The organism is Subtercola boreus (assembly GCF_003399625.1).
In the GTDB taxonomy this organism is placed as follows: domain Bacteria; phylum Actinomycetota; class Actinomycetes; order Actinomycetales; family Microbacteriaceae; genus Subtercola; species Subtercola boreus_C.
This window is the reverse complement of sequence record NZ_NBXA01000003.1, coordinates 213,987-235,223: the sequence shown is the minus strand read 5'-3', so window position 1 is coordinate 235,223 and position 21,237 is coordinate 213,987. Positions and strand designations below refer to the sequence as shown.

Here is a 21,237-nt window from a genome sequence, read left to right as displayed (position 1 = left end):
GCGTGGTGTCGGGCGAGTTGGAGGAGGATCCTTACCACTCGGGCATGGCCGACCTTTCGGCAGACGCGCACCTCTGCCGGCAAACCCCCACAAGACGCAGAGTGCGGTCGCAACATCCTCTAGCGGTCATGTCCGGAAGCGGGCGAGACATCCTGCCGAGTCCGGTGCCATAGTTCACCTATGACTGATTCCTCCTTGACCGCAGACAGCACGAGTGACATGACGCCCGAGGTGCTGGCGGCGTTCAGCGACGCGTGGGCCCGCCACGACCTCGAGGCGCTGATGAGCCACATCACCGACGACTGCGTCTACAGTGCGTCCGTCGGTCCCGAACCCGGGCGCACCTGGTCGGGCACGGAGCAGGTGCGGGAGGGTTTCGCGATCATGCTCGCCCATGACACCGGGCAGGAGCGCCACGAGGACGAGGGGCCCATCATCGCCGGGACCCGCGGTGCCGGCACCTGGTCGTTCACCGGGACTGGGCCCGACGGTCAGGTCCAGGTCACGCGGGGCTGCGACATCTACGAGTTCCGCGGCGGAAAGATCGCCCGAAAGGACGCCTTCCGAAAGGTCTACCAGGCCGGCTGAGAACGCGACGACGGACGAGAGGCCGAGGCCGACGCCGAGACCGGGTGCCTCGGCGAACAGCCTGGGTGTCACGCTGCTGTCACGGGAGCCTCCCCACATCCCCATCTGAGCGCCGGGGACTGACAGACTCACATGCTGTGACGTCGCCCCGAGCATCCAGGAACCTCGCGCTGCTGGTCGCGGGCACCTACTTCATGGAGAACCTCGACGGCACCATCGTCACGACGGCAGCTCCCGCCATCGGGAATTCGCTCGGTGTGAGCCCGGCGGCAGTGGGCGTGACGATCACGGCCTACCTGCTCACCCTTGCGGTGCTGGTGCCGATCAGCGGCTGGATCACGCGGCGGTTCGGCGCTCGCCGGGTGTTCGTGCTCGCCATCGTGGTGTTCACGCTCGGCTCGATCCTCTGCGCGCTGAGCGCCGACCTGCTGCAGTTGACCGCCTTCCGGGTGCTGCAGGCGGCCGGGGGAGCGATGATGGTGCCGGTCGGCCGGCTCGTGGTGCTGGGGGTGACCGAGCGGAAGGATGTGCTGCGGGCCATCGCCCTGCTCACCTGGCCGGCCCTCGCGGCACCCGTGATCGCGCCGCTGGCCGGGGGCATCATCGTCACGGTGGCGTCGTGGCACTGGATCTTCCTCATCAACGTGCCGCTCGGCGCGGTCGCGATCGTCGCGGCACTCCGGCTGATGCCTCGCACCGAGCGGGAGGTCTCGGAGCGCCTCGACTGGCTCGGTTTCGTGCTGATCGGGCTGGGGCTCGGCCTGCTGGTGGGGGCGGGTTCGGCGCTGGCGGACGGTCATGCGGTGGCCGACGGAACAGCGGGCGGGATGTTCGTTCCCGTCGCCGCGGTGGCGGGGGCCACGCTGACCGGCCTCGCGGCGCGCCACCTCCTGCGCACGCGACATCCACTCCTCGATCTCCGGGCATTGCGGATTCCGAGCCTCCGGGTGGCGAACGCGGGCGGATCCGTGTTCCGGTTGACGATCAGCGCGATGCCGTTCCTGCTGCCGCTGCTCTTCCAGGAGAGCTTCGGCCTGACGCCGGTGCTCTCGGGCACGCTCGTGCTGTTCCTGTTCGTCGGGAATCTGGCGATCAAGCCGGCGACGACGGGGCTGATCCGGCGGTTCGGATTCCGGTCTGTGATCGTGGCGGCGACCGGCGGGGCTGCTCTCAGCATGTTCGTCACGGCGACGCTCGGCGGCGATACCCCGCTCGGGCTGATCGTCGCGCTGATGGTGATCAGCGGCGTCGTGCGTTCGGTCGGCTTCACGGCCTACAACTCGATCGCCTTCGCCGACGTGCCGGACGGGGCGATGACGGAGGTCAACACGCTGACGTCGACGCTGCAGCAGCTCGCTGCGGGGCTCGGGGTGGCGGTCGGGGCGCTCGCACTGCGCTTCGGTGACGTGCTGCAGTCGGCTTCCGCTTCCGCTTCCGCTCCGGATGCCGCTCCCGCGTTCAGCGCCTACTCGTTCGCTTTCGTGCTGTTGGGCATCCTGACGCTCATCGCCACCGTGGAAGCGCTGCGGGCGCCCGCAACGATCGGCGCGGGCATCCGCCCGCCCCGCCCGCCCCGCCCGCCCCGCCCGTCCCGCCCCCGCCCGTGAGCGCCCGCGCTCCCGTCGACCTTCCCGTTCGCGCGGGGATCTGCGGCATCCGCTGCACGTCCGGGAAAGTCGATCGGGTGCTGGTGCGGGGGTAGGTTGGGGAGAGGTCTGAAAGCGGGACCGACTGCCTGATCCGAAGGAGCATCATGCCCACCGCCGTCATTGTCGATGTCGTCCGAACCGCGTCCGGGAAGGGCAAGCCGGGCGGATCCCTGTCGGGCATCCATCCCACCGACCTGATGGGGCAGGTGCTGCGCTCCCTCCTCGAACGGAGCGGGCTCGACTCCCTGCGGGTCGACGACGTACTGCTCGGCTGCGTGAGCCAGGTCGGAGACCAGAGCCTGAACCTGGCCCGAACATCCGTTCTCGCAGCGGGATTCGACGAACGGGTGCCTGCCGTCACCATCGACCGGCAGTGCGGATCGAGCCAGCAGGCGGTGCACTTCGCCGCGCAGGGGGTGATGGCCGGAGCGTACGACATCGTCATCGCGGGCGGGGTCGAGTCGATGAGCCGGGTGCCGCTCGGGTCGTCGTCTGCCGGCGGCACTCCGTTCGGTGAGTCGTTCAGGGGCCGCTATCCGGAGGGCCTGGTGAACCAGGGCGTGTCGGCCGAACTGATCGCCACGAAGTGGGGCTTCGACCGCACAGCGCTCGACACCTTCGCTGCCGAGTCGCACCGGCGCGCTGCGGCTGCGACAGAGGCGGGGCTGTTCGAAGGGGAGCTGCTGCCCGTCGAGATGCCGGGTGCTGCCGCCGGATCCGCGCCGTTCGCGCGCGATGAGACGATCCGGGCGTCGACGACGGTCGAGGGGCTGGCCGGACTGCAGGCCGCGTTCCGCACGGAGCAGCTCGCCGCGCGGTTCCCCGACGTGGACTGGAACATCACGCCCGGCAACTCGTCTCCGCTCACCGACGGAGCGTCGGCGACCCTCATCATGAGCGAGGAGAAGGCGCTCGAACTCGGGCTCCGGCCGCGCGCCCGCTTCGTCGACTTCGCGGTGGTCGGCGACGATCCGCTGTTCATGCTGACCGGGCCGATCCCGGCGACGCGGCGCATTCTCGAGCGCTCAGGCCTCTCGTTCGACAACCTCGACGCGTACGAGGTGAATGAGGCGTTCGCCTCTGTGCCGCTCGCCTGGTCGCACGAGTTCGACGCCGATCCGGCGAAGCTCAACCCGCGTGGCGGGGCGATCGCCCTCGGGCACGCGCTCGGATCGTCGGGCACCCGGCTGCTCGGAACGCTGCTCGGCCACCTCGAGGAGACGCACGGCCGCTACGGCCTCCAGACGATGTGCGAGGGCGGCGGCATGGCGAACGCGACGATCATCGAGCGACTCTGACCGGGTGCGGCCGGTCGGGGCGGGGACCCACCGCGGGCTGTGTGCGACCGCTCGGCCGGGTGCGACCGCTCGGGTCAGAGCCTCGCGATGCGGTCGATGTCCTCGAGGAAGGCCGCGGCGACATCCGACGACACCGTCGCCCGCGTCTCGCCGATGGCGTGCAGGTAGTCGGCCGTCTGCGGGCCCGTCGCTCGCACCGCGCCATCCTGCTCCGGATAGAGTGCCGCCTCGAGCGCTCCCTGCGAGGCCCGGCGAGCGGCGTACTCGATGTCGGCGGGCGAGAACCCCTCGGTGCGGGCGACCAGCGCCGGCAGGTCGACGCCCTCCAGCGACTGGGGCGGGATGTAGCGGGCCCAGATCGACGCACGGGCATCCTCATCGGGCAGGCCGATAGGGATGACGTAGTCGAACCGGCCGTGACGGAGAAAGGCCGTGTCGAGCGCCCGGATGAAGTTCGTGGCGCACACCAGCAGGCGGTTGGGCTGGTCACGGAAGGTCGGGATGATCTTCAGCAGTTCGTTCGTCACGCCCTGCATCGCCGACGGCGGCTCGCCGCCGCGCTGAACGGCGATCTCCTCGACCTCGTCGATGAACACGACGGCGTGCTCGAGGTCGGCGATCTTCGTGAAAGTCTCCCGGAGAGCGCCGGCGAGGCCCGCCGGATCGCTCGCGAGGCGAGACGGGAACACCTCGACGAACGACCACTCCAGGCGTGAGGCGATCGCCCGGGCGAACGTCGTCTTGCCGGTGCCGGGAGGCCCGAACAGCACCACGGCGCTCGGCGGCTGCACGCCGAACCGTTCGGCGAGGTCGCTGTTCGCGAGCGGCATGACCAGCCGGCGTTCGAGCAGTTCCTTCTCCTTCGCCATGCCGCCGATCGACGTCCAGAGGCCGCGCGGCAGGATCCGTCCGCCCAGCTCGCTGAGCGCGCTCAGCTCGTTGCGCTGCACGGGGATGCGGCGTTCGAGGTAGCGGAGGTTCTTCTTGGTCTCGAAGCCCTGCTCGCTGAACGCACCGACCTGCACGACGTTCTCGGGCAGCAGCACCGACAGCTTCGACAGGCCGAGCGGCGCCATCCGTTTCTCCAGGGCAGCGAGGAGCTTGCCGCCGATACCCAGGCGTTGGTGCGTCGCGGCCGTGGCCAGGAAGACGATCCAGCCCTGGGCATGGGCGGCCCGGCCCACAGCGGCACCGATCACAACGTCGTCTATCACGGCCACGACGGCGTGGTCCTGCTGGCAGGAGGCGAGCACCTCGGGAAGGCTGTAGACCGGCTCGGTCTGGGCCAGGCGCATCTCCTCCCAGAGGTGCAGGATGCCGTCGATGTCGTCTGGCTGGAAGTCGCGGATGCGGGCCGTGGTCATGGGAGGCGCATCACCGGGGGCTGCGCGTCGACCAGAGGGCAACGGCGATGAGCACGGGCTGGAAGACCAGGCGGATCGCCCGCTTCCGGTCGGTGTCGAGACCGAAAGCGTCGCGGTGGTGCACGAGCTGGGCGATGTTGCCCGGGAAGATGGCGGTGAAGAACGCGGCCGCGATGCTGCCGGTGGCCTTCCGCGCGCTGCCCCGCGTGAGCAGCAGAGCGGCGCCGAGGCCGATCTCGACCACACCGGAGGCCAGCACGGTGGTGTCGGTCTTCAGTGGCACGAAGTCCGGTACCTGGGCGCGGAAGTCGTCGCGCGCGAAGGTCAGGTGACTCGTTCCGGCGAAGACGAGGGCTCCGCCGAGCAGGAGGCGGGCGATGGTGCGTGCGGGGGAGCTCGATGCGCTGCGTGTCATCGCACAATTCTACCGACGCCGGTTTCCCGCTGTCTTGATGCTGCCCGCCGACAAGATATGCAAAGGCTTTTTACACATCATCGGAACGTGTAAAAAATATGGCGATTTTTTTACACGTTGTGAGGATCTTCGAGCGGCATTGGCGACATCGGATCTTTCGAAGACGGAAACGGGCGCATCGTGAACATCCTGATCCTCGTCAACGCGGGCCTCCTGATGGAAGGTCATAGGCAGACAGCGCTGTTCACGATCCGAAGGATCGACGCCGTTTTCGAGCAACCGCATTGCCGCATTGTGACCGTGATGGACCGCTGCGGGGTCTCGCGGCCCACGGCGACCGTGTTCTGCTCACTGGGCGCGCAGCAGCTCCAGGAACTCGTCGGCCATGCCCAGTTGCTCTTCGAGTCGAGCTCGCCGCACGGTCGTCTGCTCGACGAAATCGGCCAGGGTGCTTCGGAGGGCGACCAGCGCGTCGTGATCGGTCTCGGTGCGCATCCGGTCGATGGTGCGGAGCAGCTCGGCCATCTCCTCCAGCGTGAAGCCGAGCGGCTTCATGCGACGAATCAGCATCAGCCGGCTGAAGTCGGAGTGGGTGTACAGCCGGAAGCCGCCCTCCGAACGTCCGCTCGGCCGCAGGATGCCGACTTCGTCGTAGTGCCGGATCGTGCGGAGCGACATGCTCGTCTTCTCCGCGAGCTCGCCGATCTGCATCATCTGCTCGGGGGCATCCGTCATCACGTCTCTTTCCTGCATCAACTCTACCCTTACGTAAGGGTAGAGTTGATGGTGTCGGTTGTGCTCAGACGATTCTGGGGCATCGACATGGATGTTCGCGCAAGGGTGCGCAGTTCACTGCCCACTGGCGCCCCTCCGGGTGCCCCACTCGCGAAAGTCCACGTATGCAGCTTCCCACCACCGTGACCGCCCCTCCCGCGAGCATCGGCGTTCGCGACGTGCTCCGCTCGCCGAGGCTCCTCACCCGGGAGGCGCTCGCCGGCATCGTGACCACGCTGGCCCTGGTGCCGGAAGTCATCTCGTTCTCCGTCATCGCGGGCGTCGACCCGCTGGTCAGTCTCGTCTCGTCGATCGTTCTGGTGCTGACGATGACCTTCCTCGGCGGTCGTCCGGCGATGATCACGGCCGCGGCCGGATCCGTCGCCCTCGTCGTGGCGCCGTTGGTGCACGAACACGGAACGCAGTACGTGCTCCCCGCGGTCATCCTCGCCGGCATCGTGCAGATCGTCTTCGGCCTGGCCGGCCTCGCCCGGCTGATGAGGTTCATCCCGCGTTCGGTGATGATCGGGTTCGTGAACGCCCTGGGCATCCTCATCTTCGTGGCGCAGGTGCCGCACCTCATCGACGTGCCGTGGGTCGTGTACCCACTGTTCGCGCTGACGGTCGCGATCATCCTGGTGCTGCCGAGGTTCACGAAGGCAGTGCCGGCACCGCTGGTCGCCATCGTGGTGGTGACGGCTCTGGTGGTGGTGGCCGGTCTGATGGTTCCGGATGTCGCGGACGAGGGCCCGCTCACCGGAGGCCTGCCCGGCCTCACTCCATTCCTCGTGCCCCTGAATCTCGAGACGCTGCAGATCATCTGGCCGACTGCGCTCAGCGTCGCCTTCGTCGGCCTCATGGAGACCCTGCTCACCGCGAAACTCGTCGACGAGCTCACCGACACGCCCTCGCACAAGGGCCGCGAGTCGTGGGCGCTCGGTGTCGCGAACATCGCCGCGGGCTTCTACGGCGGCATCGCCGGCTGCGCCATGATCGGCCAGACCATCGTGAACGTGAAGATCGGCCGGGCGCGCACCCGGGTCTCGACCTTCTTCGCCGGCCTCGTGCTGCTGGCGCTCGTCACCGGGCTGAGCGGCGTCATGGGGCGTATTCCGATGGTGGCGCTCGCCGCCGTGATGATGATCGTGGCGATCACGACGGTCGACTGGCACAGTGTCAGGCCCTCCACTCTTCGACGGATGCCCGTTCCCGAGACGCTCGTCATGGTGGTGACCATGGTTGTGGTGGTCGCGACCGGCAACCTCGCGATCGGCGTCGTGGTCGGTGTGGTGTTGGCGATGATCCTGTTCGCGCGCCGGGTGGCTCACGTCATCCGCGTCGAGCGTCAGCTCGCAGACGATGGGATGTCAGTGCATTACATCATCGACGGGCCGCTCTTCTTCGGCAGCAGCAACGACCTCGTCGACCGATTCTCGTACGCCGAGGATCCGCCCCTCGCGACCCTCGACTTCGGCCGCGCGCAGGTGTGGGATGCGTCGAGCGTCGCCGCCCTCGACTCGATCGAGACGAAGTTCGCCGCCCACGGCACGGCCGTGACCATCAGCGGCCTCGACGACCGGAGCGCGCGGATGCACGGGCGGCTGAGCGGCAACCTCGGGGCCTGACGTCCCCAACGCTGACGATTTCTCGTCTCATTCGAATATATTGACGATAATTCAGTTATGCTGAGGAAATGAAACCCGAAAACATTTCTCTTCCCGTTGGCTATAACGAACTCCTGAGCTCGTTGCGCGAGCAGATCACGGCAGCCAGACGGAGGTCCCGGCGTGTTGTGAACACTGTGCTGATTGACCTCTATTGGTACATCGGCCACACAATTCTGGAACGTCAGGAGAGTGACGGCTGGGGAAGTGGGGTTATTGGGCGTCTTGCCGAAGATCTTCGTGTTGAGTTCCCGCAGATGACGGGACTCTCCCGAAGCAATCTTCATTACATGCGCGGAATGGCGGCTGCGTGGCCTGAGCGAAACGCAATTGTCCAACAACCTGTTGGACAATTGCCCTGGGGGCACGTCACCGTGTTGCTCGACCGTCTCCAAGTCCAATCTGCGCGGGATTGGTATGCATCCGAAGCGGTCGCTCATGGGTGGTCGCGCAACGTTCTGCTCCATCAGATCAAGAACCGCACGTTCGAGCGGTCGGGGTCGGCGCCGAGCAACTTCGAGTCCAAACTCCCGAAGCCGGATTCTGAACTCGCGCAAGAGATCGCGAAAGACCCGTACGTCTTCGACTTTCTCGGGCTCAGCGACGAGGTGGCGGAGCGCCAGCTCGAGAAGGCGCTCACCGACCGGATGGTCGAGACGCTCCGTGAGCTGGGCCAGGGGTTCGCCTTCGTCGGCCGGCAGGTGCACTTCGATGTCGGTGGCGACGACTTCTACCTCGACCTCCTGTTCTTCCATGTCGAGCAGCTGCGGTATGTCGTCATCGAGCTGAAGACGGGCAGGTTCGAACCGGGATTCACCGGACAGCTCGGGTTCTACGTCGCATTGGTCGACGACCGGCTCCGACGCGAGGCGCATGCGCCGACCGTCGGCATCCTGATCTGCGGCAGTCGCAATGATCACACGGTGCGGTACTCGCTCGGCCGGTCGGATTCCCCCATGGCTGTGGCGACCTACGCCTACGAGTCATTGCCCCCTGAGGAGCAGGCAGCGCTGCCGGATGCTGACGCCCTCGCGTCGGTGCTCTGACGAGTGGGGTGAGCTGTCTGTGACAAGCCGCAGGCGGGGTGGCGGCAGTGGGTCACTGCTGGAGAACGCTCCGCACCGACGCGATGTAGGCGGCGCTGTCGAAGGCGGGGAAGACGGCCGACTGCACGATGTACCCCTGAGCGAGCCCGACCGCGGCGGGCATCAGGGTCGCTGTCCACTCGCGTGCCGCCACCTCATCGAGGCCCTCGTGTTCGACGGCCCACCTCATGAAGTAGTGGTCGTAGGCCTCCCTGATGTCGGCGAAGACCGTCCACAACAGTTCGCGCACCCCGTCTTCGACCATCGCCTGCGCCCAGACCTGAAGGAGGAGCGGCGGCTTCGCGACATCGCCAGACAGCCCGGTCATCATGCGCGTGACCACCTCGGCGGGGGAGGGCGCCGATTCGCCGGCCAGTTCGCGGAGGTCGGCTATCCGGTGCCCGATGACTTCGCGCGCAGCAGCCATCATGATGTCGTGTTTGCCCTCGAAGTGGCCGTAGATCGCCCCGGCTGAGAGCCCGGACTCCGCGATGATGTCGGACATGGATGTCGCGGCGAATCCCCGCGCCAGAAAGCAGCGGAGTGCCGCTGCCGTGATCTCGTCGCGCCGGGCTTCACGATACTCGGCAGTAACTTTCGGCATCATCACCTCATCGACTGAAAAAGAACATTCATTCTTGACACCGAGTCTACGGGGGTCGCATCATATAAAGAAAGAACGTTCTTTTTTGAAAGGCTCAGGATGACCGACAGCACGCTCACGACAGCACCTCCCTCTCCGACGCCCTGGCGCCGCATCATCGGCATCGGGGTTGCGCTCGCCGTAGTGGTCGGCGTCATCGTGCTTGCCTTCTCCTGGCCGTCTGTCACCTCGGCGGTCAAGAACATCCCGCTCGCGGTCGTCGGCCCCGAGAGTGCCGTGACCCAGGTGGAGGCCACTCTGACGGCGGCATCGCCCGGCACCTTCGCTCTCGCCGGGGCGGAGGACCGAGCCGCAGCGGTTTCGAGGATCGAGTCCCGCGAGGTCTACGGCGCGATCGTGCTCGGCCCGTCGCCCGAGGTGCTCACGTCATCTGCAGCGAGCCCGGTCGTGAGCCAGCTGCTCAGCGGCCTCGCTCCGAAGCTCCAGGCGCAAGTCGCGGCAGCGACGGCAGCGGCCGGCGGCGGGTCGAGCCCCGCTGTGACCGTCATCGTCACCGATGTCGTGCCGCTCGCGGCATCCGACCCCCGCGGCTCCGGCCTGACCGCCGCGGCGTTCCCGCTCACGCTGGGTGGGATGCTCGGCGGGATCCTTGCCTCCATCCTGATCGTGGGGGCGTGGCGGAGAGTCGTCGCGATCACGGTCTACGTAGTGGTGGCAGGGATTGCGCTCGAGGCGATTCTCGGGGGCTGGTTCGGCGCCCTGCAGGGGAACTTCTTCGTGAACGCCGGAGCCATCGCGCTGACGCTGCTCGCGGTGAGCGCGACGATCGTGGGTGTCGCGTCTCTGGTCGGGCGGGCGGGCATCGCGGTGGGGCCGGTGCTCTTCCTCCTCATTGCGAACCCGATCTCGTCGGCAACGCAGCCGCTTGAGTTCCTGCCGCAGCCGTGGGGCGCTGTCGGCCAGTGGTTCCCGCCGGGAGCAGGTTCGACGCTGCTCCGCGACCTCTCCTACTTCCCTGCCGCGAACCTGCTCTTCCCCTGGCTCGTGGTGGCCGGGTGGGCGGCGCTCGGTATCGTGCTGGCGCTGGCGGGTCACTTCCGTGAGGGTGTGCGGGCCCGGTTCACCAACGAGGAACCGTCGGTTCGCGCCGGGCACACCGGTGAAGGCGCGAACGGAGCTCACGTTGCCCACGCCCACCCGGCGCACGCGGCCTGACCGGCCCGCTCGAGCGGCGGTGTTGGGCGGCGGGGGGTCGGGCGGCGGAGGGTCAGGCGTCGGCGTCAGGCGGCGGAGCCGCCGGCGACCGCGTAGCTCCAGAGCTCGCTGCTGACGCCGACGTGGGCGGGCGCGGGCTGGCCGGAGCGTTCGGCTTCGCTGCGGTGGCCGTGGCCGAAGGCGGGGGAGCTCACCCAGGCCTGGAAGGACTCCTCGTCGCTCCACCGGGTGATGACGAGCCAAGTGGTGCGGTCATCCAGAGGCTTCAGCAGCTCGAATCCCTCGAAGCCGGCCTGGCCGTCGACGGCACCGGCTCGCGCGGCGAAACGGTGGGCGAGTTCGTCGCCGCTGTCGGCGGACACGGTGATGGCGTTGATCTTGATGACGGTCACGGGGTTTCATCCATTCTGCGAGGCGGCGCGGTCTTCGTGCGATCCATCGTCGCACCCGCTGCTGGGAGTGCGCGGCCTTCGGCCGGCTGGGGCCATTCGATGCGTGCCTGGCAGATCACTGGTCGAAGCGCCCGAAGGCAGTCTGGACGACCTCTGAATCGGTGCGGCTCACAGCGGCACCGCCTCAGCCCGCACGCTGTCGGCCAGGTTCTTTCGGAGGCTGGTGCTCGGAACTACGTCGACCGGCGCGCTGACAATCTCGGTCGCAGCTGCCTCTAGGCGAGAGAGGCCGAACAGGCCGACCGGTTTGGCGAAGTCGACAAGCAGATCCACGTCCGAATCGGGCCCGTCTTCTCCTCGAGTGAGACTCCCGAAAACGCGGACGTTCCGGCCGCCTGCCGACGCCAGAAGGCTGAGGAGCGGTTTGCGATGCGACACCAGCGTCTGCGCCAACGTCGTATGCCCGTGAAATCGAAGGAGTCGTGATACTTCAGGTTGGCTGCGACCGATTGCTTCGCCGATCTGCCGCTGCGAGAGGCCTGCCGCTGCCCCGGAGCGGGCGCTCTCGACAAGAAGTTTTCGGGACTGCGCGTGCAGCTGATCCGCCCTGCGCGCCGTGGCTCGCAATCGGGACACTGCTTCACGGTCGGCCATATAGCACCTGCTATCACCTGCTATCTACGGGTATCACGAGCCATCGGCCGCCGCGGTGAGCGCGCGGCCTCGGGCTGGATGCACGAAGCAGCGGGGCCTGCGATCAGACGCCGCTTGCGGCTCGAGCCGTGTTGTCGCGCTTGAACAGGCGCCGTGCGCCTGCCACGATCACCACGATGATCGCCCCGAGCACCAGCCCGAAGACGGCCGACAGGGCGGTGTCGGCGAACCACACGACGACGGGCCCGGCGGCTTCGATCGCATGGGTGACGATGTGCACGAGATCGTACGGGGCGTGCCAGAACGTCTCGGCCAGGTTCGCGATCACCAGGTGGCCGCCCACCCAGAGCATGGCGACCGTTCCGACGACGCTGATCACCCGGAAGACGGCGGGCATCGACGCGACGATCCGAGCGCCCGTGCGGCGCACGCTCCTCGACGGGTTCTTCATGAGTCGCAGCCCGACGTCGTCGATCTTGACCAGCAGCGCGACCGCGCCGTAGACCAGCGCCGTCATGCCGAGGCCGATCACGACCAGGGCTGCGAGCGTCATCCAGATTCCGAAATCGGGATCGAGACTCGCCAGGGCGATGAGCATGATCTCCGTGCTCAGGATGAGGTCGGTTCGGATGGCGCCGAACACCAGCTTCTTCTCGTCCCGTGGTTCCGCATTCTCGGTGGCGTGATGCGTTCCGAACCACTCCGAGACCTTCTCTGCCCCTTCGAAGCACAGGTACGTGCCTCCGAGGAGAAGGAGGAAGGGCAGCACTCCGGGAGCGAACGCGGAGAGCAGCAGCGCGAGCGGGATGATGATGACGAACTTGTTGAACAGGCTGCCGAGCGCGATGCGCCAGACGACCGGGAGTTCACGGGCGGGGGTCAGCCCCTGCACGTACTGCGGTGTGACGGCCGCATCGTCGATGACGACGCCGGCGGTCTTCGCGCTCGCCTTCAGGGCGGCGGTCAGAATGTCATCGACGACGGCGAGGAGGCCGACCGACATGGAGTTCTCCTTGGCGGGGTGGGTCGCGGTGCGACCGGGGCGAGGGTGGCCCTCTCACTGTAGCCGGACGCATCCGCGCTGCAGCGCCCGCACGATGGCGGCGCGGGCCGCACGGCCGGCCGGGGTGGGCAGGAGTGGATAGACGTGCACCTGGCCCGCACCTTCGTGGAAGTCGAGCGCGACGCCGGCGGCGGCGGCCTTCTCGACCAGCAGGTGCGCATCCGGATTCAGCACGTCGCGCGTGCCGCTGTAGAGGGTGATCGGTCCGAGCCCGGACAGGTCGCCGAAGAGCGGGCTGACGACCGGGTCGAGCAGGTCGCGGTCGCCCCGCCAGAGCTCAGCCAGCACCTTTCCGCCCGGTGTCGCGAGCCACGGATCGGTCGGCTGCACGACAGGGATGCGCGGGTTGCTCCAGCTGAGGTCGAGTGCGGGCGAGATGAGCACGGTCTGCGGCAGGATGACGCCGTGGTCGTCCCGGAGCGCGAGTGCGGCAGAGAGGGCGATCTGTCCGCCCGCGGAGTCGCCGGCCAGGCAGGTGGCGCCGTACTGCTTTCGGCCGCGCAGAACCAGATCGACGACGCCCGCGGATGCGTCGGCAGCCGTTCCGAAGGGCGCGAGCGGGTAGATCGGCAGGATGACCGTCGTCTGGGCCTCGGCCGCGATCTGTGCCGCCAGCTGCCAGTGCTGACGGACGATCTCGTTGACCCAGCCGCCGCCGTGCACGTAGACCACAGAGCCGTCCGGGGCTCCAGCCAACGGGCTGATCGTGTAGACGGGCCAGAGTCCTGCCGGGCGGGAGACATCGACCCGCACGTCCTCGCGGAGGCGCCCGGGAGGCCCGTAGGGGGCCGGTCGGAGCTCCCGCTCCCGCACCCGTCGCCTCGCGGCGTCGGCCGACACGAAGATGCGGTTCGCCCGCATCGCGCGGAGCAGCGGGGGCATGAGTGCACTCGGAAGGGTCACCATCGCCCCATTCTGCTCCTGTGGGCGGGCAAGTGGGCGCACGAGCGAGCCGCGGAGCGTCAGTGCGCGGGGGAGTGCTTCCAGAATCCCGAGAACGTGATGCGCGACTTGGGCAGGCCCGCTCGGTGCAGGGCGCGGCGCCCCTCGGTGGCGAGCGTCGACTCGCCCACGACGAAGGCGTAGTCGTGAGGATGCGGCGCGATCTTCGCACGCAGAGCCTCGAGCGCGCCGTGCCCGGGCGCGGAATGCCCGGCCACCGGATGCTCGGCCACCGGATGCTCCGCTGCACCGCCCCGCACCACCCACGTCACCTCGACCCCCGACGGCGCAGCCAGCGACTCCACGTCGTCACCCGACGGCACTTCGATGATGGCCGTTCCCGTGACCTGCGGGTCGAGATCCCGCAGGATGCCGCGAAGGGCCGGCAGGCCGCTCTCGTCGGAGACGAGGTGCACGCCGCGGAGGTCTGTCGGCGGGTCGAACATCGGCCCCTGGTCCAGGAACGCGACCGGCGAGCCGACGGTGGCGGTCGTCGCCCAGATGGCCACGCCGCCCGTGACCTCGCCCGTAGCATCCCGATGGATGACGACGTCGATGTCGAGCTCGGTGCGCCCGTCGACCGTTCGGAAATCGGAGACGGTGTAGTTGCTGCAGTGCGGCCGGGTCTCCTCGGGGATCGCGAGGTAGTGCTTGTACCAGCCGCGCCCGGTCACGGCGGGCAGGTGTAGTGGCGCGCCGGCTGCCGGGGGGAGGAACAGACGGAACCAGTGGTCGAATCCGCTCCACTCGAAGGTGGAGAGGGTGTCGCCCGTGATCGTCACGCGCTGGAACGACGGCGAGATCCGCTCCGATCGCGAGATCACCGTGGTGAACAGCTGCGGGTCGGTCGGCATGAGTCGGGGATAGCGGGCCATGCACACCACCTTATTAGGTAAGGCTACGCTTATACGATGCTCCGCACCCTGACCCGTCGATCCCCGCGCGCCGCCGTGCTCGTCGCGCTCGGGGCGGCGGTCATCGCCTTCTCGTTCGTGAGCCTGATGCTCGGCAGCAACCTGATCGGCCCGAGCGCGGTGGTGACCGGCCTGTTCGATCCGTCCCGGGATGTCGGCTCCGTGGTCTGGGGATCACGTGTGCCGCGTACGGTGCTCGGCCTGCTGGTGGGTTTCTGCCTCGGAGTCGCCGGCGCCGTCATGCAGGGCCAGACCCGCAACCCGCTCGCCGATCCGGGCCTCTTCGGCGTCTCGGCCGGGGCGAGCTTCGCCGTGGTCATCGGTGTCTACGTGCTCGGAACCAGCTCGGTGCTGACGACCCTCTGGCTGGCGCTCGCCGGCGCGACGGTGGCCAGCGTCGTCGTCTTCGGTGTCGCCGCGATGGGCCGGGGCCTGTCGAGCCCGGTTCCGCTGGCGATCGCCGGCACCGCCGTGTCTGCGCTGCTCGTCGCGCTCACCTCGTTCCTCGTGCTGAGCGACGAGACCACGCTCTCGGCCTACCGCATCTGGGTCGTCGGCTCCCTCTCGGGTCGCTCCCTTTCGGGTGTGGATGCCGCACTGCTGTTCGCGGCCGCCGGCACGGTGTTCGCGGCAGCCAACATCCGTTCGCTCAACACCCTCGCCCTCGGCACCGAGCTCGCCAGCGGACTCGGCGAGAGCCTGCTGCGCGCGCGCATCGTGGGGCTCGCCGCGATCACCCTGCTCACCGCCGCCGCGGTCGCGATCTCGGGCCCGATCGGATTCGTCGGCCTGACCGCTCCGCACATCGCCCGCCGCCTGGTGGGGGGCGACCACCACTGGCTCCTCCCCGCCTCCGGCCTCGTCGGGGCCTGTGTGCTCCTGGCCGCCGACGTGCTCGGACGGATGATCGGCGGCAACGCAGAGGTCTCGGTCGGCGTCGTTCTCACGGTGATGGGCGGCATCGTGTTCATCTCGATCGTGCGCCGCGGAAAGATGGCGACCCTGTGACCAGGCAGCTCGAACGCACCGCATCGCGTGACGGACACCGGTTCTTCGGCCGGCACTGGCGAGGCCGCGTGGTGGCCGCCACGATCATCCTGCTCGCCGCAGCCCTGGCGGTGGGCGTTCTCGGCATCCTCGCCGGCTCGTCGTCGCTCACGGTTCCGGATGTCCTGCAGACCCTGTTCGGAGCCGGAACCCGCGCACAGAACCTCATCGTGATCGATCTCCGCCTGCCGCGCGTGGTCGGCGGACTGCTCGTGGGGGCCGCGCTCGGGCTCGCTGGCGCCCTCACCCAGACGTTCGCCCGGAACCCCCTCGCCACGCCGGACATCATCGGCGTGACATCCGGAGCCAGCCTCGGCGCCGTCTCGGCGATCGTGCTCGCGGGTGGCACCTACTCCGTGGCGGCGGGCCTGCTCACCATCGGGCTGCCGGCCATCGCCACGATCGGCGCTCTCGTCACGGCGGCGATCGTCTACGGGCTCTCCTGGCGGGGCGGCGTCGACAGCTACCGGCTCATCCTGATCGGCATCGGCGCCACGGCGACCCTCACCGGCATCACGAGCTACCTCATCGCCAGAGCCCAGATCACCGAGGCCGCGACCGCGGCCCAGTGGCTCGTCGGCAGCCTGTCAGGCATCTCGTGGGCGAGTGTCTGGCCTGTGCTCGTCATGCTGGTCATCGTCACACCGGTCGCGCTGGTGCAGTCGACGAACCTCGACATCAGCCAGCTCGGCGACGACGTGTCGACCGGTCTGGGGGTGGCCATCCAGCGTCACCGCCTGATCGTGATCGTCTGTGCAGTGCTGCTGACGGCTGCCGCGGTCTCCGCGAGCGGGCCGATCGAGTTCGTCGCCTTCGTCGCGCCGCAGATCGCCCGGCGGCTCTCGAAGACAGGGCGGCCGCCGCTTCTCGCGTCAGGGCTGGTCGGCGCGATCATCGTGGCCGGCGGCGACGCCCTGGCGCGCGGGGTGCTGCCGGGAGAGATCCCGGTGGGCATCATCACGGCGATCGTGGGGGCGCCCTACCTGATCTGGCTGCTGACGCGCCGCAATTCGAAGGAGAGCAACGCGTGAACCAGGCATCCGGTGCCCGAAGTACGACGAAGTCCGGCGACACGACGAAACGCCATCCGCACCAGCACGAGCACTCGCATCCGCATCCGCTGGCGCTCGAGGCGAAGGGCGTCACGCTCGCCTACGAACGCACGGTGATCTTCGAAGGGCTCGACCTGTCGATCGCCGAGGGCCAGGTGACAACGCTCATCGGGGCGAACGGAAGTGGCAAGTCGACCCTGCTGAAGGCCTTCGGGCGGCTGCTTGCGCCGAGCGTGGGCTCTGTCGAGCTGAACGGCCGCCCGGTGAAGGCGATGGGCACGCGGGAGGTCGCGCGCCTGCTCGCGATCCTGCCGCAGAAGCCGCTCACCCCCTCGGCGACGACCGTGCGCGATCTCGTCTCGCGCGGGCGACACCCCCACCAGAGCCTGCTGCGGCCGTGGACCCCGAACGACTCGGTCGTCGTGGATGCCGCGCTCGCCTCCACCGGCCTCACCGAGCTCGGCGACCGCGACGCCGGATCGCTGTCAGGGGGTCAGCTGCAGCGGGCGTGGATCGCCCTCATCCTCGCGCAGGAGGCCCCGACCATCCTGCTCGACGAACCGACGACGTTCCTCGACCTGACCCACCAGCTCGACGTGCTGCGGCTTGTGCGCACGATCAACCGGCAGCGCGGCGCGACCGTCGTGATGGTGCTGCACGACCTCACTCTGGCGGGGCGCTACTCCGACCGGCTGGTCGTGGTGGGCGGTGGGCGGATCATCGCCGACGGTACGCCGTGGGAGGTGCTGACGCCCGGGATCCTCCGCGAGGCGTTCGCGCTCGAGGCCCTGGTGATCCCCGATCCGAGCAGTGGATCGCCCCTCATCGTGCCGGTTGATCCCGATCCCGACTCGCCTTCTGCCTAAGGATAGGCTAACCTAAATCCCGTGAATCTCTCTCGTGCTCTGCGTCGATCGGCGCTCATCCTCGCCCCTGTCATCGCCCTCGCGGCCCTCTCCGGCTGCGCCTCCGCCCAGACCGCCGACGCCGGTTCCGGCAGCTCCGGTGCCGCCGCCTCGGGCGAGTGGACCTACACCGACGAAACCGGCAAGACGGTCACCCTCGACCACCAGCCGCAGAACGTGGCGAGCTACGCCGACTATGCCCTCGGCCTCATGAGCTACGGCATCGACCCCGTCGCCATCTTCGGCCGTGTCGATGTTGCCAGCGACGAGCGCTTCGCCGACTACGACCTCTCGAAGACCGCGATCGTCGGCAACAGCTACGGAGAGATCGACCTCGAGAAGCTGGCTGAGACCGCGCCCGACCTCATCGTCACCGGGATATACCCCACCGACCGCGAGGGAACGCTCGACCTCACCGGCCCGCTCTACGGCCTCGCCGACACCGAGCAGCAGACCCAGCTCGAGAAGATCGCCCCGGTCGTCGCCATCACGGTGGGCGGCAAGGGCATCGACGTGATCAACAGCATAAACCGGCTGTCGGAGTCGCTCGGGGCCAGCGCCGACACGGTCGCCGCTGCGAAGACGAAGTACGACGCCGCAGCCGCCGACCTCACCGCCGCCGCCGCGGAGAACCCGATCGAGATCACCCAGATGTACGCCGACGCCGACGGCATCTACGTGACCAAGACCGCCGACGAGCCCGAGACCGAGCTCTACGCGAGCCTCGGTGTGACGTTCACCAACAAGAACCCCGACGGCTACTACTACTGGGACATCTACAGCTGGGAGAACGCGGGCCAGGTGATGAATGGCGACGTGCTGCTCGTCAATGTCGAGGGCTTCCAGAAGGACGACCTGCTCGCCCAGGCCACGTTCGCCAGCGACCCGGCACTCGTCGCCGGCCAGATCCACCCCTGGAACCAGGCCGCGCTCGACTACGCCTCGCAGGCGAAGCACATGACGGAGCTCGCGACGATCATCCGCGACACGAAGAAGCTCTGACCCTGCTGCACTCCGAACCGCTGATGGGCTCTTCGCCCCTGTACAGCGAAATGCTCGGTTCGGGCGAGCCGCTGCTCCTGCTGCACGGGGGTTTCGCCTCGCTCGAACCGTTGCGTCCGCTCGCTGTGGCACTCTCCGCCGACTTCGAGGTGCACATGTACGAGCGCCCCGGCCACGGTCGCACGCCGGATCGGCCGGGGCCGTACAGCTACGACGAGATGGTTCTGGATGCTCTCGCCTTCCTCGATGCGTCGGGCGTCGGTGCTGCACATGTCGTCGGGTTCAGCGACGGCGCCAACATCGCGCTGATGCTGGCCCTCGGGCATCCGTCCCGCGTGCTCTCGCTCACGGCGATCAGCGGCAACCTCGACCCCGGAGGCTTCATCGGAACGGTCGCGGAGGTCGACCCCGAGGAGGAGCCTCCGGACTGGCAGGGCGCGGAACGCGACGACTACGACGCCCTGTCGCCCGACGGACCCGGCCATGCGCGCACTGTCATCGGCAAGCTCCGCTGGCTCTGGGTGACCGAGCCGCACATCCCGCCCTCGGCGCTTTCGGTTGTGACCGCGCCGACCCTCGTCATCTCGGGCGACCGCGACACCATCCGCGTCGACCACAGCGCGCTGATCGCCGCATCGATCCCGGGCGCGGAGCTCTGCATCGTGCCGGGCTCCACGCACGGCATCATCGAGGAGCGGCTCGACTTCGTGACGTTCGTCGTGCGCGACTTCCTCGGCTCACCCGTGGCCTCTAGCGGACACGTCCGCTAGAGGCTCTTGTCGGCGTATGTACCGTTCAGGACACTGGGCTGTGATGACTGTTCCCGACACTCCAGACTCTGCTGACGCGCCCCCTGCCTCGCAGGTGCGCCGCGTCCGGCCCCGCGTGGCGCGCCGCACCGTGCTTGGCGCTGCCTGGTCGGCCCCCGTCGTCGCACTTGCCGTCGGAGCGCCTCTCGCGGTGGCCAGCCCAGGCCCTGTGACGGCGACACTCGCCTGGATCGATCCACCCGGTGTGCAGAACGAGTCGTCGTTGCTGATGCTCACGCTCCAACCGCCAGCGGCGGGGGGCCCCGTCATCAGAGGGACAGGAACGCTCACGCTCACCGTGCTGGAGAGCTACGCCTACTCACCGGCGCGGGCCGTGCTTCCGCCCGCCGGCTGGACCGTCACCGGGGCTGGTTCGAGTCGCACCATCACCGTCGTTGCTCCACCCGGGGTCACCGCGGGTTCCAAGGGTTTCAACGTGGATTGGGGTGAGCTGTCGGGCAACTGGACCGTCGTGGCGACGTGGACCGAGAGCGGCGCGTCCGGCTCCGTCTCGTCGACGATCGTCGTGGGGCCGCGGGGCTTCCCGGCACTCGACTGGACCACGAACCCCGCGGCGTTCGGCGGCACCTCGACCCTGCGGCTGACGGTTCCGGCGAACTGCTATGCAATCGGAACCGAGGCCTCCATCCTGGTCTCGAAGGAACTGCCCGCGGGAGGGACGATCGGGCTTCCCTCGGGCTGGTCTCTCGCCGCACCGTACTTCGGGTACTCGGTTCTGCACACCACGTCCACGGCAGGCGGCAGTTTCGACTTCGATTTCGTGTTCGGCTCCGGAACAGCCCCGGTCACGGTGGTCTCCCAGTGGGGCACGCCTGCTGCGGGTTCCACCCCCGTGTCGCCGGCTGTACAGCTCCGCCTCGAGAACGGCTGACCCTGCCGTTCGGCCGGGCGCCATAGATTCGCGCGTTCGGCGCTCAGCCCGCGAAGGGGCGCGCCTCCACGCCGCGCACACCCGCCTGCGCTGTGAAGAGCGAGCCCGCGGCGGGCTCCTCGTCTGCTGCGAGGTGCTCCCGTGACGTCGTGATGAACAGGGTGTTGCGGTCGGGCCCGCCGAGACAGCATGACGTCACCTTCGAGACGGGCAGTTCGATCACGTCGGCGAGGATGCCGCGGCTGTCGTAGTGGTGCACGGCGCCACCACCGTAGAGGGCGACCCAGACGCCGTCGAGTTCGTCTACCCAGAGCCCGTCGGGGAACCCCCGGCCCTCCTCGATCGGGGCGAAGGGGCGACGGTCGGAGAGTGTGGAGTCCTCGCCGACATCGAACACGTCGATGCGCCGGGTCTCTGAGTCGATGTAGTACATCCGATCGCCCGAGGCCGTGAAACCGAGCCCGTTCGATGTCGTCACGTCGCCCCAGAGGCGCTCGGTGCTCCCGTCGGTGTTCAGGCGGAACATCTCGCCGCCGCCGACGTCTCCGGCGTACGCGAGGGTGCCGCAGAGCATCCGTCCGGAGGGATCGCAGCCGCCCTCGTTGAAGCGGCGCAGGTCATCCCGCCAGAGCGGCGGGGTCGCGAACTCCTGTGTGTCGCCCCGCCAGAGCGTGAACTCGCGTTCGGTCACGACGAGCATGCCGCCGTTTCGCCGGGGCCGCACGGCCGCTGCGATGGGGGATCCCACGGGCATCCGGCTGACCGCTCCGGTCTCCGGATGAAGCGACAGCACGGTCCCGGCGAGCATGTCGACCCACTTGAGTTCGCCCCACAGGTCGCTCCAGACGGCGCCTTCTCCGTGGTGTGTCACGGGGTCTGTGAGTTGGTCAGCCATCGCCATGTGACCAG

Annotated in this window: 23 protein-coding genes; 12 read left to right on the top strand and 11 right to left on the bottom strand. The window is 68.4% G+C overall.

The window, feature by feature from the left end; translation table 11 throughout:
- Nucleotides 1–180: 180 nt before the first annotated feature.
- From B7R21_RS02865 to B7R21_RS02855, 3 genes are all read left to right on the top strand, one after another.
- The gene (locus B7R21_RS02865; RefSeq protein WP_216364091.1) at nucleotides 181–588 is read left to right on the top strand and encodes a nuclear transport factor 2 family protein; all 408 of its coding nucleotides are present in this window, start codon (nucleotides 181–183) and stop codon (nucleotides 586–588) included.
- A 137-nt stretch (nucleotides 589–725) separates the two neighbouring features.
- Complete coding sequence (locus tag B7R21_RS02860) at nucleotides 726–2,195, top strand: MFS transporter (RefSeq protein WP_253259604.1); 1,470 nt, start codon at nucleotides 726–728, stop codon at nucleotides 2,193–2,195.
- Nucleotides 2,196–2,341: 146 nt separating this feature from the next.
- Nucleotides 2,342–3,535, top strand: coding sequence for a thiolase family protein (locus tag B7R21_RS02855; RefSeq protein WP_116281727.1), 1,194 nt, complete (start codon nucleotides 2,342–2,344; stop codon nucleotides 3,533–3,535).
- A gap of 74 nt (nucleotides 3,536–3,609) precedes the next feature.
- On the opposite strand, the gene B7R21_RS02850 is transcribed toward B7R21_RS02855, so the two are convergent.
- From B7R21_RS02850 to B7R21_RS02840, 4 genes are all read right to left on the bottom strand, one after another.
- Entirely contained in the window at nucleotides 3,610–4,899 is a 1,290-nt protein-coding gene (locus tag B7R21_RS02850; RefSeq protein ID WP_116281726.1) for an ATP-binding protein, read from the bottom strand.
- 10 nt (nucleotides 4,900–4,909) lie between these two features.
- Entirely contained in the window at nucleotides 4,910–5,314 is a 405-nt protein-coding gene (locus B7R21_RS02845) for a DoxX family protein (protein WP_116281725.1), read from the bottom strand.
- A 9-nt stretch (nucleotides 5,315–5,323) separates the two neighbouring features.
- Complete coding sequence (locus tag B7R21_RS19655) at nucleotides 5,324–5,599, bottom strand: hypothetical protein (RefSeq protein ID WP_147305784.1); 276 nt, start codon at nucleotides 5,597–5,599, stop codon at nucleotides 5,324–5,326.
- 63 nt (nucleotides 5,600–5,662) lie between these two features.
- On the bottom strand, nucleotides 5,663–6,067 hold the full coding sequence (locus B7R21_RS02840) for a MerR family transcriptional regulator (RefSeq protein WP_253259603.1): 405 nt from the start codon (nucleotides 6,065–6,067) through the stop codon (nucleotides 5,663–5,665).
- Nucleotides 6,068–6,213: 146 nt separating this feature from the next.
- On the opposite strand from B7R21_RS02840, the gene B7R21_RS02835 reads away from it, so the two are divergent.
- Entirely contained in the window at nucleotides 6,214–7,713 is a 1,500-nt protein-coding gene (locus B7R21_RS02835) for a SulP family inorganic anion transporter (RefSeq protein WP_116281723.1), read from the top strand.
- A gap of 68 nt (nucleotides 7,714–7,781) precedes the next feature.
- Nucleotides 7,782–8,798, top strand: a complete 1,017-nt coding sequence (locus tag B7R21_RS02830) for a PDDEXK nuclease domain-containing protein (RefSeq protein WP_116281722.1) — start codon at nucleotides 7,782–7,784, stop codon at nucleotides 8,796–8,798.
- A gap of 52 nt (nucleotides 8,799–8,850) precedes the next feature.
- Here the strand turns inward: B7R21_RS02830 and B7R21_RS02825 are convergent, their stop codons facing one another.
- Nucleotides 8,851–9,441 (bottom strand): TetR/AcrR family transcriptional regulator, encoded by a 591-nt coding sequence (locus tag B7R21_RS02825; protein ID WP_172592023.1) that lies wholly within the window; start codon nucleotides 9,439–9,441, stop codon nucleotides 8,851–8,853.
- Nucleotides 9,442–9,540: 99 nt separating this feature from the next.
- Between B7R21_RS02825 and B7R21_RS02820 the strand changes: the two genes are divergently transcribed.
- Entirely contained in the window at nucleotides 9,541–10,656 is a 1,116-nt protein-coding gene (locus B7R21_RS02820) for a hypothetical protein (RefSeq protein ID WP_116281720.1), read from the top strand.
- Nucleotides 10,657–10,721: 65 nt separating this feature from the next.
- Here B7R21_RS02820 and B7R21_RS02815 read toward each other — a convergent pair whose 3' ends face one another.
- From B7R21_RS02815 to B7R21_RS02795, 5 genes are all read right to left on the bottom strand, one after another.
- Entirely contained in the window at nucleotides 10,722–11,048 is a 327-nt protein-coding gene (locus B7R21_RS02815) for an antibiotic biosynthesis monooxygenase family protein (RefSeq protein ID WP_116281719.1), read from the bottom strand.
- A 168-nt stretch (nucleotides 11,049–11,216) separates the two neighbouring features.
- Nucleotides 11,217–11,702, bottom strand: coding sequence for a nucleotidyltransferase family protein (locus B7R21_RS02810; RefSeq protein WP_116281718.1), 486 nt, complete (start codon nucleotides 11,700–11,702; stop codon nucleotides 11,217–11,219).
- Between the two features lie 103 nt (nucleotides 11,703–11,805).
- Complete coding sequence (locus B7R21_RS02805) at nucleotides 11,806–12,705, bottom strand: DUF808 domain-containing protein (RefSeq protein ID WP_116281717.1); 900 nt, start codon at nucleotides 12,703–12,705, stop codon at nucleotides 11,806–11,808.
- 54 nt (nucleotides 12,706–12,759) lie between these two features.
- Nucleotides 12,760–13,671, bottom strand: a complete 912-nt coding sequence (locus tag B7R21_RS02800) for an alpha/beta hydrolase fold domain-containing protein (protein ID WP_116281716.1) — start codon at nucleotides 13,669–13,671, stop codon at nucleotides 12,760–12,762.
- 56 nt (nucleotides 13,672–13,727) lie between these two features.
- Nucleotides 13,728–14,582 (bottom strand): siderophore-interacting protein, encoded by an 855-nt coding sequence (locus tag B7R21_RS02795; protein ID WP_116281715.1) that lies wholly within the window; start codon nucleotides 14,580–14,582, stop codon nucleotides 13,728–13,730.
- 36 nt (nucleotides 14,583–14,618) lie between these two features.
- Between B7R21_RS02795 and B7R21_RS02790 the strand changes: the two genes are divergently transcribed.
- Genes B7R21_RS02790 through B7R21_RS02765 form a run of 6 tightly spaced genes read left to right on the top strand, consistent with a single transcriptional unit; the run spans nucleotide 14,619 to nucleotide 20,328 of the window.
- Nucleotides 14,619–15,629 carry a FecCD family ABC transporter permease gene (locus B7R21_RS02790; RefSeq protein ID WP_116281714.1) on the top strand — a complete coding sequence of 337 codons (1,011 nt, stop codon included), beginning with the start codon at nucleotides 14,619–14,621 and terminating at the stop codon, nucleotides 15,627–15,629.
- The gene (locus B7R21_RS02785; protein WP_216364089.1) at nucleotides 15,626–16,699 is read left to right on the top strand and encodes a FecCD family ABC transporter permease; all 1,074 of its coding nucleotides are present in this window, start codon (nucleotides 15,626–15,628) and stop codon (nucleotides 16,697–16,699) included. Before B7R21_RS02790 ends, B7R21_RS02785 begins: the two co-directional genes overlap by 4 nt.
- Complete coding sequence (locus B7R21_RS02780; RefSeq protein WP_253259602.1) at nucleotides 16,696–17,586, top strand: ABC transporter ATP-binding protein; 891 nt, start codon at nucleotides 16,696–16,698, stop codon at nucleotides 17,584–17,586. Before B7R21_RS02785 ends, B7R21_RS02780 begins: the two co-directional genes overlap by 4 nt.
- A gap of 21 nt (nucleotides 17,587–17,607) precedes the next feature.
- Nucleotides 17,608–18,627 (top strand): ABC transporter substrate-binding protein, encoded by a 1,020-nt coding sequence (locus B7R21_RS02775; protein ID WP_116281713.1) that lies wholly within the window; start codon nucleotides 17,608–17,610, stop codon nucleotides 18,625–18,627.
- A 23-nt stretch (nucleotides 18,628–18,650) separates the two neighbouring features.
- Nucleotides 18,651–19,397, top strand: a complete 747-nt coding sequence (locus B7R21_RS02770; RefSeq protein WP_116281712.1) for an alpha/beta fold hydrolase — start codon at nucleotides 18,651–18,653, stop codon at nucleotides 19,395–19,397.
- Between the two features lie 43 nt (nucleotides 19,398–19,440).
- Complete coding sequence (locus tag B7R21_RS02765) at nucleotides 19,441–20,328, top strand: hypothetical protein (RefSeq protein WP_147305783.1); 888 nt, start codon at nucleotides 19,441–19,443, stop codon at nucleotides 20,326–20,328.
- Nucleotides 20,329–20,371: 43 nt separating this feature from the next.
- On the opposite strand, the gene B7R21_RS02760 is transcribed toward B7R21_RS02765, so the two are convergent.
- Nucleotides 20,372–21,229 carry an SMP-30/gluconolactonase/LRE family protein gene (locus B7R21_RS02760; RefSeq protein WP_172592022.1) on the bottom strand — a complete coding sequence of 286 codons (858 nt, stop codon included), beginning with the start codon at nucleotides 21,227–21,229 and terminating at the stop codon, nucleotides 20,372–20,374.
- Between the last annotated feature and the right edge of the window lie 8 nt (nucleotides 21,230–21,237).

Coding starts and splice junctions, on each gene's coding strand:
- B7R21_RS02850 (WP_116281726.1), bottom strand. CDS start 4,899: ATGACCACGGCCCGCATCCGCGACTTCCAGCCAGACGACATCGACGGC.
- B7R21_RS02795 (WP_116281715.1), bottom strand. CDS start 14,582: ATGGCCCGCTATCCCCGACTCATGCCGACCGACCCGCAGCTGTTCACC.
- B7R21_RS02840 (WP_253259603.1), bottom strand. CDS start 6,067: ATGCAGGAAAGAGACGTGATGACGGATGCCCCCGAGCAGATGATGCAG.
- B7R21_RS02805 (WP_116281717.1), bottom strand. CDS start 12,705: ATGTCGGTCGGCCTCCTCGCCGTCGTCGATGACATTCTGACCGCCGCC.
- B7R21_RS02830 (WP_116281722.1), top strand. CDS start 7,782: ATGAAACCCGAAAACATTTCTCTTCCCGTTGGCTATAACGAACTCCTG.
- B7R21_RS02765 (WP_147305783.1), top strand. CDS start 19,441: ATGACTGTTCCCGACACTCCAGACTCTGCTGACGCGCCCCCTGCCTCG.
- B7R21_RS19655 (WP_147305784.1), bottom strand. CDS start 5,599: ATGCGGTTGCTCGAAAACGGCGTCGATCCTTCGGATCGTGAACAGCGC.
- B7R21_RS02790 (WP_116281714.1), top strand. CDS start 14,619: ATGCTCCGCACCCTGACCCGTCGATCCCCGCGCGCCGCCGTGCTCGTC.
- B7R21_RS02770 (WP_116281712.1), top strand. CDS start 18,651: ATGGGCTCTTCGCCCCTGTACAGCGAAATGCTCGGTTCGGGCGAGCCG.
- B7R21_RS02835 (WP_116281723.1), top strand. CDS start 6,214: ATGCAGCTTCCCACCACCGTGACCGCCCCTCCCGCGAGCATCGGCGTT.
- B7R21_RS02820 (WP_116281720.1), top strand. CDS start 9,541: ATGACCGACAGCACGCTCACGACAGCACCTCCCTCTCCGACGCCCTGG.
- B7R21_RS02800 (WP_116281716.1), bottom strand. CDS start 13,671: ATGGTGACCCTTCCGAGTGCACTCATGCCCCCGCTGCTCCGCGCGATG.
- B7R21_RS02855 (WP_116281727.1), top strand. CDS start 2,342: ATGCCCACCGCCGTCATTGTCGATGTCGTCCGAACCGCGTCCGGGAAG.
- B7R21_RS02825 (WP_172592023.1), bottom strand. CDS start 9,441: ATGCCGAAAGTTACTGCCGAGTATCGTGAAGCCCGGCGCGACGAGATC.
- B7R21_RS02845 (WP_116281725.1), bottom strand. CDS start 5,314: ATGACACGCAGCGCATCGAGCTCCCCCGCACGCACCATCGCCCGCCTC.
- B7R21_RS02810 (WP_116281718.1), bottom strand. CDS start 11,702: ATGGCCGACCGTGAAGCAGTGTCCCGATTGCGAGCCACGGCGCGCAGG.
- B7R21_RS02865 (WP_216364091.1), top strand. CDS start 181: ATGACTGATTCCTCCTTGACCGCAGACAGCACGAGTGACATGACGCCC.
- B7R21_RS02760 (WP_172592022.1), bottom strand. CDS start 21,229: ATGGCGATGGCTGACCAACTCACAGACCCCGTGACACACCACGGAGAA.